Here is a 14,493-nt window from a genome sequence, read left to right as displayed (position 1 = left end):
TTTTTTCCTTTTCTTGAAACTCTTTTGGCTTCTCGTCGGGGAATGATTTTTATGCAGGACTGACAGCGGGAAAAGGACGGATAAGGCAAGTAAACAGTGTACGGGATGAAACGGAATACCCAACCGCCCAATGTAAGAGCACAGTCAGGCTCGTCCGACTATGCCCTGCAACGAGGTGGGGAGTGAAAGTCAATCTTCGATTTGTGGAAGGCTGCCGTGAAGAATATCCGGGAACCGTTAGTGAAAGCGATACTTGACGACCAGACGCACGCTGTACCTTTGCATATAAAATCTCTCCGAAGAGAATTGCCGACGTGAGATGAAAAGAGACCATAATTGAGAAACGCTATTATTCATAAGGGGAAAAGACTATTCGTGGTTGTTATAAATGCTTGATTAACATGAAAATACAATTCGCGCCATAAAATAATCCTTTCTTGAAATAAAAATCACAGAAAAAGAAACAAGATTAAAAAATAACCATTAACTTTGCACCAGTCAAGTTTCCAATCGAAGCGTCGAACGGAATTAAAAGGGAATCCCGGTGAAAATCCGGAGCTGTACTCGCAGCTGTAAGTCCTATTAAAGTTTATCGCACTCTTTGCCACTGGTGAAAGCTGGGAAGGCGCGATAAGCGGGATGAGCCAGAAGACCTGCTTGATGAGATAGATTTAGTGACCACGGGATAATTGGCATTAGATTAAAATGAACAGAGGCTCGTCCACAGGCACCTATATTCTTTTTGATAACCGATTTCTCATTCGTTGCAAATCTGTCGCAATAAAAACGAATGTGTGTTTAAACTTTTTGTTTAACTTTTAATAATTAAGTTATGAAAAAGAATTTTAGATTCTTGGCAATGGCTGTTGTAGCAATGGCCGCCGCAGTGTTCACGGGATGTTCATCCGACGATGACTTCCTTGCTCCGTATGAGGAGAGTGCGATTCAAACCCGCGCGATAAGTTCTACCAATGCGCTTATCGATTTTGATAACGTACCTTCCAGCGTAATGGCTTCTGACCAGTATGGAAACAATCTCTATTCTGCCACGGCCAACGGCAAGCAGGTAACGACCGGCTACATCACTCAAATCGGGCAAACCGGTACGTACATTCAGTTCCCGATTAACTATTTGGAACAAGAATGGGTAAGCGGACAGCCTTGGGAATATGAATTTTGGAATGGTGGTTTTGCCATCTCTAATTTCCATAATCTGACACAGGGGGATTATCAAAACCAATGTAGCGTGTACTGGCCCAACGGCGGTCATAGCGGTAAAAATTTTGCTGTAGCTTTCGGTTATAGCGATTCATACAATGATTCACAAGCAACCTATGACAAATGTGCGAAGATTTACCTGACCGATGCAACCGGCTACAGAGTCGTTACCACAAACACTCCTGTCAAGGGTACACCGAAATATGGTAAATTCAACAGCGTATGGGTTTGTAATACGACTTATACCTACTTAGTCATGAAGGATGGCAACTCGTTTACACAAGGCTCTTTGTCGGCACAAAAAGGATGGTTTAAGGTGGTATTTGTTGCGTTGGATGCGACGGGTAAACCTACAGGTAAGGAAGTAGAATACTATTTGGCAAACTTCGATTCCAGTAAAGATGCAGAATCAGGTTTGACCAATAAAATCCGTACCGGATGGAATCAAGTGGATTTAAGCGGTTTAGGTGACAGCGTATGTACTGTAGCTATCAATTTCGAAGGAAGCGATTCAAGCGCATACGGATTGAACACTCCTGCTTACGTTGCTATAGACGATATTGATGTAACCGTAAACGAATAACATGAATTTGGGGCAAATGCTTTTTAACGGCAAGTGCAAAGTATTTGCCCCTTTTTATTATATCCCAATGGAGATTGGAATCAAATACTTTCTTCAAGGGAATTTCAGCATTAAAATTATAAATATAATGAAGAAGAATTTGCTTTTATTCTCCTTGACGATATTTCTATTTGCATGCAACAAAGACGAAGAAATATCGCAGGACGTGATATTGCCTCCTGTCATTGAGTTGGATAGCGAGGACGGAATCTACGTTGTAAAGATAGGAAAAGAGGTCGTTATTGAGCCGACCTATCAGAATGTCGATTACGCCGTTTATTCATGGAAATGCAACGGTCGTATCATTTCCGACGAGCCTCAATTGAAATACATTTTCAACGAATGCGGTTCGTATTACGTTACCCTGCGTGTGGATACGAGGGATGCCAGCACAGAGGAAGAAATTCGTGTGGATGTCAATGAATTGGCTCCGCCCGTTATTTCATTGGTAACCCCCTCTATAGGGCTTAAAGTTGTCGCAGGACGTGAGTATATCCTTACACCCGACATTCAAAATGCAGAAGGAGCTACTTATTTGTGGACTCTTAACGGAAACGAAGTCGGAACGGAAAATACTTATACATTCAAGCAAGATGAGTTGGGAACTTATGAACTGACCTTAACCGTAACAAATGAAGACGGACAATCAAAGAAGACAGTTTCTATTGAGGTTGTCGATAAACTTCCGATTGAAATCGTAGTTCCGTCATCTTTATATTTTACCGAGAATAATACCAAATACGTAGAATTAGGACGTACTTTGTTTGTCCGCCCCTTTGTATCAATAAGTGCCGAGCCTTCTTATCAATGGAGTTTGGACGGGCAACCGATTGAGGGAGCCAATTCTTTGGTTTACGGTTTCAAACCCGCTAAAACCGGAGAACACACGCTTACCTTTACTGTGAAATACGACAATCAAGATACAAAAGCAGTGCTCACCCGTAATATTTCGGTCTCCGGTGTCGATGAAGTCAGTGTCAATATTCCGGTGAAATGTTGTGAAGCGGCCGGAAAAAGACCTTTTGCTGCCGGAAATTCCATTTACAGCAATAAAGTATATGAATTTGTTCCGGCTCCGGGACAATTTGTAAACGAAACGAATACAGCAGGTTTCAATGGGGAAAACACGCACGAAGCAGCCTGTGCTTACGCACAAAAACGTCTTGATAATGAACAATATGTTTCTCTCGGAGGTTGGGGAGGATATATTGTAGTAGGATTCGACCACAGTATCGAAAACAAAGGCGGTTATGATTTTTCCATCAAAGGAAATGCCTTTGATTCGTCAAATGAACCGGGCATTGTATGGGTAATGCAAGATGTCAATGGAGACGGCTTGCCCAACGATGAATGGTATGAACTGAAGGGTTCTGAATATGGAAAACCCGAAACCATTCAGGACTATGCCGTAACTTATTTCCGTCCCGGTCCCAACATGGACACCCAATGGCAAGACAACAAGGGAAATAAAGGGGCGATTGACCGTCTCGGCAACTATCACCCGCAAGAGTTTTATTATCCTTTGTGGATTGAAGAGGATTCCTATACGTTATACGGCACATGCCTGAAAGCACGTACCGAACAAAGCCCGTCGACAGGCATGTGGTCCAATAATCCGTTCGGGTGGGGATATGCCGATAATATTGGTGATGATATGCCCAATAAAGACAATCCTAACGCGGGAGCACTTGGAAACTATTTTAAGATTTCCGATGCGCTCAATATCGACGGCACGTCTGCAAACCTTTCCCATATCGACTTTATCAAGGTGCAGACCGGAGTCAATGTAAAAGCCGGATGGTTAGGGGAAAATTCCACGGAAGTTTTCAAGTTCTGTGATGAAAACAACAATAACGACAAATAAAATTCATTATGAACAAAATATATCATTTCATCCTATTCTGTTTCGCTACGCTCTGCCTTGCTGCATGTAGTGATGACGACCCTGAAGTAAGCGGAATAGACGGCAAGGATCACTTCATCTCCGAGTTTGCTCTAACTGTAGATGGCATTACCTATCAAGCCATGATAGTCGGGGACAAGATTACAGTTGAGATACCTTATAATACCAGTCTGAAAGGGGCTACCGTAGAGTATGCCCTTTGCGAGGGAGCCTCTATTAACCCGAATCCATCGACCATAGAGGATTGGGAGAATGAATGGAAATTCGTAGTTACCTCCAAAATGCAGGATAGCAAAGTATATTCCTATACTTATCAATATACAGACATCGAACAGAGCGGCAGCGTAGTACTTGCCACGCAAGCCGAGGTTGATAATTTTGCAAAGACAGGAATAAACAAAATCGAAGGCAGCCTGACCATCGGAACGGCAGACGGAGAAGAAATCACCAATCTGGACGGACTTGCCAACCTGAAACAAATCAGTAACTCCCTTGTCATCAATCCGTCTTACAAAGGAACGGATTTGACCGGGTTGGATAATCTGGAACAACTCGGAAGTTTCAAATTAGGTTCGACAACTTCTGCCAGTAAAAACATAATGCTCAAAACGGTTAATCTGCCCTCTTTGCTTGGAGTGACCGGTGATTTTGTCGTTAACAGTTCTGTCATTGAAAAAATATCTATACCCAAAGTCGAGTTCATTGGTGAGGATATGTATATAACTTCCGATGCTTTACTTGATTTGGATGCAAATGCCGTTGAATCTGTCGGAGCTTCCTTAATTGTCAAAGGTTCGGTAGCGCAAAAAGAATCAGCGACAACCGAAGCCATTGTTTTCTCAGCACTAAAACAGATCGGGAATGAACTTACAATCCAATATTTTCCCAAACTGCAAGGAATTTATCTACCGGCATTGGAAAGCGTGGTCGGTACTGCTTCATTCTCCGATATGTCCTCCATCGGAAGTCTTGCAATGACCGAATTACATTCGGTTGGAGGACTGACTATAAAAAATTGCAAAGAGATTTCCATTGTTGAACTTCCCGGTCTTATTTCCTGCGGAGAGACCAGTGTGGATGCGAATAAAGTCAATAAACTCAATATAGCTTCTTTGAAAGATGTACTCGGTGATATGACATTAAGTAATCTGCTCATAGAAGAGCTGGATTTGTCCCAGATAAATTTTAACGGAAATACACTTACCCTACAATGTGCCCGACTAAATAAAATAGTAGGACCGGAAACATTTAACGGTAGCCTTCTTCTACTTCCTAAATCCTGTCGATTGACAGAATTTACGTTGGAAGGAATCTCAAATATACAGGGTGACTTCCAATGCAAAGATTATTCTTATGTAAAAGAATTTGTCATGCCATTTATTCGTGTGGCAGGAGATATGACTATTGCATTGAATTCGGGAAGTGTTAATACGGCGGCGGAAATCGAATTTCCTAAATTGCAGGAAATTGGAGGGACCTTAACCTTAGAAAGTAATTCAAATGCCAATAATATTGCATTCCCGTCATTGAAAAAGATTCTCGGTTCATGTTCAGTTACGACTACTGATCTTAAGAATGATATTGAGTTTACCAATCTGGAAAGCATTGGAACGGATGGAGCTGATGAACAAATTAAGTTTGAGATTGAGGCTACTAATATTCTATGTCCCAAATTAAAAACGATAAATGGGAAGTTTGATATTGCAACATCTTCTTTTATGTTTGGTATGGAAGTAGATAAAGTATCTTATCCTAACGTAGAATCAATATCCGAAAATCTTTCAATAACATGCCCGTATTCTGATTTTGGTTCTAATGGTATTTTGTCCATTGATTTTTCAGGTCTCAAATCAGTAAAAGGGATTAGTATAAGCGGGCAAGGAGATGTTACTGATTTCAGTTCTTTCAAATACCTGTTTGAAAACAATGTTCTAACAGGAGAATCTCAATGGTCTGTCAAAGAATGTGGTTACAACCCCACTTTCCAAGAGATGAAAGACGGGAAGTACAAGCTTGCCGAATAGATAACGAAACAATAAATTTTCTGCCAATCCTCGGTATGCTTACCGTAAGGTAAGCTGCCGGGGATTAACTATAAAAATAACGGTATGACCTATCACCAATTGAAATATCTGCTATGGAGCGTAGTTGTCGGAGTGACACTATCCTTGACATCCTGCATGAAGTGGGACTACGGCGATGCCGTGGAAGATTTCAACGCCACGGGAGCCGGACTGTTCATCACCAACGAGGGCAACTTCCAGTACGGCAATGCTACCTTGTCCTATTACGACCCGGCAACCAAACAGGTGCAGAACGAAATCTTCTTCCGTGCCAACGGCATGAAACTCGGCGACGTGGCACAGTCGATGACCATCTACGACAACAAGGGCTGGGTCGTGGTGAACAACTCCCACGTGATTTTCGCCATCGACCTGAACACCTTCAAGGAGGTAGGACGCATCGAGAACCTGACCTCACCGCGCTACATTCATTTCCTAAGCGACGAAAAAGCATACGTCACCCAATTGTGGGACAACCGCATCTTCATCATCAACCCGAAGAAATACGAAATTACCGGCTATATTCAAGTGCCGGACATGACGATGGAAAGCGGCTCGACGGAGCAAATGGTGCAGTACGGCAAATACGTCTATTGCAACTGCTGGAGTTACCAGAACCGCATCATCAAAATCGACACCGAAACCGATCAAGTAGTCGATGAACTGAAGGTCGGCATACAACCGACATCGCTGGTCATGGACAAGTACAACAAAATGTGGACGGTGACCGACGGCGGTTATGAGGGCAGCCCCTACGGTTACGAAGCCCCGTCGCTCTACCGCATCGATGCCGAGACCTTCACCGTGGAGAAGCAGTTCAAGTTCAAGTTGGGCGACTGGCCCTCGGAGGTGCAGCTCAATGGCGACAGGGACAAACTCTACTGGATCAACAAGGCCATTTGGAGCATGGACGTGACAGCCAGCCATGTGCCGGTACGTCCGTTCCTCGAATACAGCGGCACGATTTATTACGGACTGACGGTAAACCCCGCCAACGGAGAAGTGTACATCGCCGATGCCATCGATTACCAGCAGCAGGGCATGATATACCGCTACTCGCCCGAAGGGAAATTGATAGATGAATTTTATGTCGGGATTATCCCCGGTGCATTTTGTTGGAAATGAAGAATAAATTGCGGCATATATACCATATTATTTTCATCACGAAAAGACAGGAGATGACGATTCCAATGACAACCAAAGGAATGATTCTCGATCAGATGGTACAAATTTTCACAAGGAAAGGCTGTCATGTCTATGCCTGCAATGCTTTTCTCAATCATGTTCATATACTTGTAGAGATACCATCTCCCACGGACTTCGCAAAGATTATCAATAAAGTAAAAAGTTCTACAGGCGTTGTCTATCGAAAATATCCGGAATATGCGGATTTTTCAGGATGGGCAGCCGGATTTGATTCGTTTAGCGTGTCATTCAATGATCTGAATCGGGTAAAACACCACATTGAGAAACAAGAGACGGTTCATCAGGAACTTTCATTCGAGGACGAATACGACCAACTGCTTGAAGAAAACGGATTCAATGCCTATCAAGATTTTATGCGGGCATCATTCTCTGCATATGCTGCGGTAAATAACCATATTAAAAACAAAAGGAAATGACATATACAAAATATTTACTTTTCTCAATATTGGTTGTCTGTCCATCCGTGCTGTCTGCGCAGGGAATCACCCGGCGTATTCACCAGATAGACGAGGTGACCGTATGGGGCAAACGGCCGATGAAGGAAATCGGCGTGCAGAAGACGAAGTTCGATTCACTCGCACTGAAAGAAAATATCGCCCTCTCGATGGCGGACATCCTGACGTTCAACTCGTCCGTGTTTGTCAAGAGCTACGGCCGCGCCACGCTCTCGACCGTCGCCTTCCGAGGCACGTCGCCCAGCCATACGCAGGTGACGTGGAACGGGATGCGCATCAACAACCCCATGCTCGGCATGACCGACTTCTCCACCATTCCGTCCTACTTCATCGACCAGGCATCGCTGCTGCACGGTACTTCATCGGTGAACGAAACGGGCGGTGGACTGGGCGGTCTGGTCAAACTCGGCACGGCTCCTGAAGTCGCTGAAGGGTTCAACGCCCAGTACGTGCAGGGCATCGGCTCGTTCAAGACCTTCGATGAGTTCGCCCGCTTCACCTACGGAAGTGAGCGGTGGCACGTCTCCACCCGTGCGGTCTATTCTTCCTCGCCTAACGATTACAAGTACACCAACCACGACAAAAAGATAAACATCTACGACGAGGATAAGAACATCGTCGGACAGTATCACCCGAAAGAGCGCAACCGCTCCGGGGCGTTCAAGGACCTGCATTTGCTTCAGGAAGTGTATTACAATACCGGGAAAGGCGACCGTTTCGGGCTGAACGCCTGGTATATCAACTCCAACCGGGAACTTCCGATGTTGACGACCGACTATGGAGATGCAACCGACTTCGAGAACCGCCAGCGAGAACAGACGTTCCGCAGCGTCTTGTCCTGGGATCACATGAAAAGCAACTGGAAACTCGGCGTGAAAGGCGGTTACATACACACATGGATGGCCTACGACTACAAGCGTGAGGTCGCACCTGACAACTGGGCGTCGATGACCCGCTCCCGCAGCAAGGTAAACACGTTTTACGGTCAGGCGGAGGGAGAGTATTCTTTGGATAAAAAATGGTTTTTCACCGCCAATGTATCGGCACACCAGCATTTGGTACGGAGCGAGGACAAGAACATCATCTTGCAGGACGGTGGCAAGGCCATCGTGGGCTATGACAAGGGGCGCGTGGAACTCTCCGGCTCCGTATCCGCCAAGTGGCAGCCGATAGACCGCTTGGGTATGTCGGTGGTACTGCGGGAAGAGATGTATGGTTCCGATTGGATTCCACTCATTCCGGCTTTCTTCATTGACGGTATCATTTCCCCGAAAGGAAATGTGATGCTGAAAGCATCCATATCGCGTAACTACCGTTTCCCAACTCTGAACGACCTATACTTTTTGCCGGGAGGTAATCCCAACCTGAAAAACGAACAAGGTTTCAGTTATGATGCCGGGGTGAGTTTCGATGTCGGCAAGAAAGGCATTTACAAGTTGAGCGGCGGTGCGAACTGGTTCGACTCCTACATCGACGACTGGATTATCTGGCTGCCCACCACCAAGGGCTTCTTCTCGCCCCGCAACGTAAAGAAGGTCCACGCCTACGGCGTCGAGGTCAAAGCGAACTTCGCCGTGCAGCCGGCGAAAGATTGGCTCATCGACTTGAACGGGTCCTATTCGTGGACACCCTCCATCAATGAAGGTGAGAAGATGTCGCCTGCTGACCAGTCAGTGGGCAAGCAGTTACCCTACGTGCCGAAGCACTCCGCATCGCTGACCGGACGGTTGTCGTGGCGGACTTGGGCGTTCCTTTACAAATGGGCGTTCTACTCGGAACGTTACACCATGTCGAGCAACGACTATACGCTGACAGGACACCTGCCCGAATATTTCATGAGCAATGTCTCGTTGGAGAAAAACCTGTTTTTCAAACCGGTGGACATCCAGTTAAAATTCGCCGTCAACAACCTCTTCAACGAGGACTACCTTTCGGTACTCTCGCGCCCCATGCCCGGCATCAACTTCGAGTTCTTCATCGGCATTACCCCGAAGTTCGGGAAAAACAAGAAAAAGTCCGAAAATACAAATATGTAACGATATGAAAGCATTAAAGAATTTAAGCCTGCTGTTGCTACTTGTATTGGCATTCACAGGCTGCCACAATAAAAGTTCAAAACTCGCCGATTTCAACCGAACGGTCTATACACCTGAATACGCTTCGGGGTTTGACATAAAAGGTGCAGACGGCAAAAAGAGCGTATTGGTTACCGTCACGAACCCTTGGCAGGGCGCCGACAGCATCACTACGAACCTGTTCATTGCCCGTGATGACGAAGAGGTTCCGGCGGATTTCACCGGTCAGATGCTCAAGGGGGATGCCGAGCGCATCGTCTGCATGTCCTCGACCCATATCGCCATGCTCGACGCAATCGGCGAAACGGGACGCGTAGTCGGCGTGTCAGGCATCGACTACATCTCCAATCCCGACATTCAGGCACGGCGGGACAGCGTTGGAGATGTGGGCTACGAAGGGAACATCAATTACGAACTGCTGCTCTCGCTTGACCCCGACCTCGTGTTGCTTTACGGCGTGAACGGGGCAAGCTCGATGGAGGGTAAGCTCAAAGAGTTGGATATCCCGTTCATGTATGTCGGCGATTACCTCGAAGAGTCTCCGCTGGGCAAAGCCGAATGGCTGGTGGCACTTTCGGAGGTTATCGGAAAACGGGCGGAGGGCGAAAAAGTATTCGCGGAAATCCCCGTCAGATACAATGTCCTGAAAAAGAAAGTAGCGGACAATATCCTCGACGCTCCGTCAGTCATGCTCAACACGCCTTACGGCGACAGCTGGTTCATGCCCTCGACCGAAAGCTATGTCGCCCGGTTAATCAAAGATGCCGGAGGCGATTACATCTACAAGAAGAACACAGGAAACGCTTCCGCGCCCATCGACCTCGAAGAGGCGTATCTGCTGGCCTCGCAAGCCGATATGTGGCTGCATGTGGGGATGGCGAACACGCTTGATGAACTGAAAGCCGCATGCCCGAAGTTCATCGACACCCGCTGTTTCCGTGGTGGACAGGTCTATAACAACAACGCCCGCACCAATGCTGCTGGCGGCAACGACTACTATGAGTCGGCGGTCGTAAATCCCGACCTCGTGCTGCGAGACCTCGTGAAGATATTCCACCCCGAACTGGTCGAGGAAGATTTCGTCTATTACAAGCAACTGAAATAGATGCGCTCCCGTTCCGCCATATTGTTTGCCATGCTGGCCGCCCTCACCCTTTTCCTGTTTCTGCTGGATTTGGCGGTGGGGGCAGTCGCCGTACCGCTCGGCGATGTATGGGCGGCTTTGACGGGCGGCGACTGCCCGCGGGCGACGGCGAAAATTATACTGAATATCCGACTGATTAAGGCGGTGGTCGCGTTGCTGGCCGGAGCAGCTCTGTCGGTCAGCGGTCTTCAGATGCAAACCCTCTTCCGCAATCCTCTTGCCGGCCCCTACGTGCTCGGCATCAGTTCGGGCGCGAGCCTCGGCGTGGCACTCGTCGTGCTTGCAGGCTTCGGTTCGTCGATAGGCATTGCCGGGGCGGCTTGGCTCGGAGCGGCGCTCGTGCTGGTCGTCATCGCCGCCGTCGGCCACCGCATCAAGGACATCATGGTGATTCTGATTCTCGGCATGATGTTCTCGTCGGGAGTCGGCGCGATTGTACAGATATTGCAATATCTCAGCAAGGAAGAATCCCTGAAAGCCTTTGTCATTTGGACGATGGGGTCGCTCGGCGACGTGACCTTCGACCAGCTTGCGGTACTCGTCCCGTCGATTATCGCCGGACTGTTGTTGGCGGTGGTGACGATCAAGCCGCTCAACTTACTGCTGTTCGGCGAGGAGTATGCCGTGACGATGGGGCTGAACATCCGACGCTCGCGCGGGCTGCTGTTCCTCTCCACGACGCTGCTTGCTGGTACGGTGACCGCCTTTTGCGGTCCGATAGGCTTCATCGGACTGGCCATGCCCCACGTCACGAGAATGCTGTTCCGCAACAGCGACCATCGGGTACTCGTACCGGGAACCGTTCTTTCGGGTGCGGCGGTGCTGCTTCTTTGCGACCTCGTTTCTAAAATGTTCACCCTGCCGATCAACGCCATCACCGCATTGCTGGGAATCCCCATCGTGGTGTGGGTGGTCTTGCGCAATAAATCCGTCACCGCATGATAAAGTTACACGATTTTTCCATAGGCTACGGCGAGCGCACCTTGCTCTGCGAGGTGGAAACCACCATAGAAAAGGGCAGGCTGACTGCCCTTATCGGGCGCAACGGCACGGGCAAATCGACACTGCTTCGAGCCATCGCCGGACTGAACCGCCGTTATACCGGCCGAATCCTGCTCGACGGGCATAACGCCGCCGATATGCGAGCAGCAGAAATGGCCAGAACGCTGGCATTCGTCACGACCGAGCGCACACGCATCGCCAATCTCAAATGCAAGGATGTCGTGGCTATCGGCCGCGCACCCTATACCAACTGGATTGGAAAGATGCAGGAGGTCGACAAGGAGATCGTCATGCGGTCGCTCGCCTCGGTGGGCATGGAGGCTTATGCGGAGCGCACGATGGACAAGATGTCGGACGGCGAGTGCCAGCGCATCATGATCGCACGGGCGTTGGCGCAGGATACGCCGATTATCCTGCTCGACGAACCCACCTCGTTTCTCGATATGCCCAACCGCTACGAATTGTGTACACTGCTGGCACGGCTGGCGCATGAAGAAAACAAGTGCATCCTTTTTTCCACGCACGAGCTGGATATCGCCCTCTCGCTTGCCGATGCGATAGCCCTTATCGACCCACCCCAGTTGTCGTATATGCCGACCGAAGAGATGCGCCGGAGCGGCTGCATCGAGCGGCTGTTCCGAAATAATTGTGTGACGTTCGATGCCACGACAGGATTCATAAAAGTGGGACAATGACTAAGGAATATATCATAGAGAATTTCACAGCAAATATCAGCGTGGACGAATATATTTCACGCTTCCGGGACGAAAAACGTTTTGTCGAATTTTGCAAACAATGCCCCAACTACGGTAATAGTTGGGGATGCCCGCCGTTCGATTTCGATACCGGAGAATTTCTGCGCCAATATGAATATGCCCACCTGATGGCCACGAAAATAATTCCGGTCGAGAAAAATATTCCGATAGACAGAACGCAGGAATTGATTAAACCGGAACGGCTCAGGATAGAAAGGGAATTGCTGGAAATGGAGCACAGATACGGAGGTCGGGCATTCGCCTATGTAGGAAAATGCCTATACTGTCCCGATTCCGAATGCGCCCGCAAATGCAACCGTCCTTGCCTGCATCCGGACAAAGTACGTCCCTCGCTTGAAGCATTCGGGTTCGATATGACACGAACACTCTCGGAACTTTTCGGGATAGAGCTGCTTTGGGGAAAGAATGATATTTTACCAGAATATCTTGTGCTCGTAAGCGGATTATTTCATAACTCGACAGAAAATATTATCAGTCATACGAAGCGTAATCCGGATTCAGGAAACCTATAATCTTATTACTCTCATTGATAACGTTATGATAGCCATTCACAAAAAAGTCCCTACAATCCGGATTATAGATTGAGGGACTTGATGAAAGTTAATGTAAAAACTAAAAGAATAACTCCACTTTCGTATGCCTGTTGGCTTCGACCGGCACATGGTCAGCTATGCCGCCCCTGCTTACCTTGACGATGCGTTCGATCGGTATGCCACGCTTTTCTAATTCTGCAACGATATGATCCGCTCTCAATGTGCTTAATGAACCATTAAGCACGGGAGTTCCAGTCGAACTGTCGGCCGCGCCGGTCACTTTCACGGATAATCCGTATTTCTTGGCCACGCGAGCCAGTTCATCAAGGTTAAGCATTTGGGAAGCATCCGTCAGGTGCGCCGTATTGAGGTTAAAAAAGAAATAGACAGGCGACCCGATGCAATTTCCGGCTTGTATGAGTTCCGTCTTTTCAGAAACGATTATGCCCGGTTGTTCGGAATCATCTCCGTTGTTGCCATATATAATACTTGCAGAATCAAGTGGCGAGATTCCATCCCAATGCCGGTTTTTCAATCTTGCCCGAAGTGAGTTCAATCCGCTGTAATTATTTCTGGGATAACCTTGACGGCGGTCGGTCTCATCGTCATTAACCAGATGACCGTACTTGTCAAGCAAGCCTTCTATTTCCAGAATTTTCAACAATTCTGCGAGCGTCCGTCGGTTGCGGTCGTACCAGTCTTTATAACGCTTGTTTTCTCCGGACAAGACATTGGCATAATCCACGAGCCACTCATTCTGACGAATGTAAGGTGTTGCATCAACCGCGCGTTTCCAACCGACCTTTCCGAGATGAAACGTGAAACCGGCGGTCAGCGATACCATGTGGTCGCCGAGGCGGTTCGGGCGTCCGTAACCATCGAAGTCCTGAAAGGTGGTCGTGCCGGAGAGTTCCAACATGGCACTTACTCGTTTGGAAATCCGATATTCTCCCTGTACGCCATACGAAACAGCAAAGGGATTATTCCCGTTAGAAGCATTGTGCAACAGGCCGACACCGGCAAAGGGAGCAAGATTCCAGCGTACCTGTTCTTGCCGGGCATATCTGCGGCCAAGGACATTCCACAGCAGATCCGCATGGATATGGTGGTATTCCTGATTGGACAATGTTCCATCTTTGAACTGCACACCGCTGTAATTGATACGTGCACCGACGGACGGAGTGAACCATTTTCCGACTGCGAAACTGTACGAGGGTTTCAAGCGTCCGAAGAGGTCTTCGCAGCCGAGAGGTGTGCCGAGAAAGGCGGACGTACCCCCGGCAATGCTGACAAACCAGTTGCCAGTCCGGGATGCCGGAAGTACCACTCCGTCAAGATAGACGGGCTGTATCGGTTGCAGTTCCTCCGAGACATTATAGTACGGTGTATGTTGTACAGTATCCACCTGTACGGGTTGTATACTTGCCTGCGCCTGCAACGTGCAAAGCACGGCCAATATAAAAAAGATTTGTTTCGTCATATTCCAATGATATTAT

The 14,493-nt window shown here is 47.8% G+C and carries 11 protein-coding genes and 1 riboswitch; of the genes, 10 read left to right on the top strand and 1 reads right to left on the bottom strand.

Annotated features, from left to right (window positions below; translation table 11 throughout):
- The first annotated feature begins 483 nt into the window (after positions 1-483).
- Positions 484-676, top strand: a riboswitch (cobalamin riboswitch).
- A 156-nt stretch (positions 677-832) separates the two neighbouring features.
- From NXV01_RS23840 to NXV01_RS23795, 10 genes are all read left to right on the top strand, one after another.
- Positions 833-1,801, top strand: coding sequence for a DUF4465 domain-containing protein (locus tag NXV01_RS23840; RefSeq protein WP_004320565.1), 969 nt, complete (start codon positions 833-835; stop codon positions 1,799-1,801).
- Position 1,802: 1 nt separating this feature from the next.
- Positions 1,803-3,704: a PKD-like domain-containing protein gene (locus NXV01_RS23835; RefSeq protein WP_007482764.1), complete on the top strand. Its 1,902-nt coding sequence runs from the start codon at positions 1,803-1,805 to the stop codon at positions 3,702-3,704.
- 8 nt (positions 3,705-3,712) lie between these two features.
- Positions 3,713-5,767 (top strand): DUF4971 domain-containing protein, encoded by a 2,055-nt coding sequence (locus tag NXV01_RS23830; protein ID WP_007482766.1) that lies wholly within the window; start codon positions 3,713-3,715, stop codon positions 5,765-5,767.
- Positions 5,768-5,851: 84 nt separating this feature from the next.
- Positions 5,852-6,931 carry a glutaminyl-peptide cyclotransferase gene (locus tag NXV01_RS23825; RefSeq protein WP_004320571.1) on the top strand — a complete coding sequence of 360 codons (1,080 nt, stop codon included), beginning with the start codon at positions 5,852-5,854 and terminating at the stop codon, positions 6,929-6,931.
- Positions 6,928-7,428, top strand: coding sequence for a transposase (locus tag NXV01_RS23820; RefSeq protein ID WP_004320573.1), 501 nt, complete (start codon positions 6,928-6,930; stop codon positions 7,426-7,428). The genes NXV01_RS23825 and NXV01_RS23820 overlap by 4 nt, the downstream gene beginning before the upstream one ends.
- On the top strand, positions 7,425-9,503 hold the full coding sequence (locus NXV01_RS23815) for a TonB-dependent receptor (protein ID WP_004320575.1): 2,079 nt from the start codon (positions 7,425-7,427) through the stop codon (positions 9,501-9,503). The genes NXV01_RS23820 and NXV01_RS23815 overlap by 4 nt, the downstream gene beginning before the upstream one ends.
- A gap of 4 nt (positions 9,504-9,507) precedes the next feature.
- Positions 9,508-10,647: an ABC transporter substrate-binding protein gene (locus NXV01_RS23810; protein ID WP_004320576.1), complete on the top strand. Its 1,140-nt coding sequence runs from the start codon at positions 9,508-9,510 to the stop codon at positions 10,645-10,647.
- The gene (locus NXV01_RS23805; RefSeq protein ID WP_004320577.1) at positions 10,648-11,628 is read left to right on the top strand and encodes an iron ABC transporter permease; all 981 of its coding nucleotides are present in this window, start codon (positions 10,648-10,650) and stop codon (positions 11,626-11,628) included.
- Positions 11,625-12,383: an ABC transporter ATP-binding protein gene (locus NXV01_RS23800; RefSeq protein WP_004320578.1), complete on the top strand. Its 759-nt coding sequence runs from the start codon at positions 11,625-11,627 to the stop codon at positions 12,381-12,383. Before NXV01_RS23805 ends, NXV01_RS23800 begins: the two co-directional genes overlap by 4 nt.
- Entirely contained in the window at positions 12,380-12,976 is a 597-nt protein-coding gene (locus NXV01_RS23795) for a DUF2284 domain-containing protein (protein WP_259023319.1), read from the top strand. Before NXV01_RS23800 ends, NXV01_RS23795 begins: the two co-directional genes overlap by 4 nt.
- Before the next feature lie 100 nt (positions 12,977-13,076).
- On the opposite strand, the gene NXV01_RS23790 is transcribed toward NXV01_RS23795, so the two are convergent.
- A complete protein-coding gene (locus NXV01_RS23790; RefSeq protein ID WP_259023317.1) occupies positions 13,077-14,477 on the bottom strand; it encodes an OmpA family protein in 1,401 nt (466 codons plus the stop codon).
- Positions 14,478-14,493: the final 16 nt, after the last annotated feature.

It is taken from the genome of Bacteroides sp. BFG-606 (genome assembly GCF_024788145.1).
Classification (GTDB): Bacteria; Bacteroidota; Bacteroidia; order Bacteroidales; family Bacteroidaceae; genus Bacteroides; species Bacteroides vicugnae.
Note: the sequence above shows the minus strand (reverse complement) of the source record. Positions and strands in the feature narration are given on the sequence as shown.

What these genes read in the sequence shown, in the direction of transcription:
- NXV01_RS23835 (WP_007482764.1), top strand. Translation starts at nt 1,803, where the DNA reads ATGAATTTGGGGCAAATGCTTTTTAACGGCAAGTGCAAAGTATTTGCC.
- NXV01_RS23815 (WP_004320575.1), top strand. Translation starts at nt 7,425, where the DNA reads ATGACATATACAAAATATTTACTTTTCTCAATATTGGTTGTCTGTCCA.
- NXV01_RS23825 (WP_004320571.1), top strand. Translation starts at nt 5,852, where the DNA reads ATGACCTATCACCAATTGAAATATCTGCTATGGAGCGTAGTTGTCGGA.
- NXV01_RS23840 (WP_004320565.1), top strand. Translation starts at nt 833, where the DNA reads ATGAAAAAGAATTTTAGATTCTTGGCAATGGCTGTTGTAGCAATGGCC.
- NXV01_RS23800 (WP_004320578.1), top strand. Translation starts at nt 11,625, where the DNA reads ATGATAAAGTTACACGATTTTTCCATAGGCTACGGCGAGCGCACCTTG.
- NXV01_RS23830 (WP_007482766.1), top strand. Translation starts at nt 3,713, where the DNA reads ATGAACAAAATATATCATTTCATCCTATTCTGTTTCGCTACGCTCTGC.
- NXV01_RS23790 (WP_259023317.1), bottom strand. Translation starts at nt 14,477, where the DNA reads ATGACGAAACAAATCTTTTTTATATTGGCCGTGCTTTGCACGTTGCAG.
- NXV01_RS23795 (WP_259023319.1), top strand. Translation starts at nt 12,380, where the DNA reads ATGACTAAGGAATATATCATAGAGAATTTCACAGCAAATATCAGCGTG.
- NXV01_RS23810 (WP_004320576.1), top strand. Translation starts at nt 9,508, where the DNA reads ATGAAAGCATTAAAGAATTTAAGCCTGCTGTTGCTACTTGTATTGGCA.
- NXV01_RS23805 (WP_004320577.1), top strand. Translation starts at nt 10,648, where the DNA reads ATGCGCTCCCGTTCCGCCATATTGTTTGCCATGCTGGCCGCCCTCACC.
- NXV01_RS23820 (WP_004320573.1), top strand. Translation starts at nt 6,928, where the DNA reads ATGAAGAATAAATTGCGGCATATATACCATATTATTTTCATCACGAAA.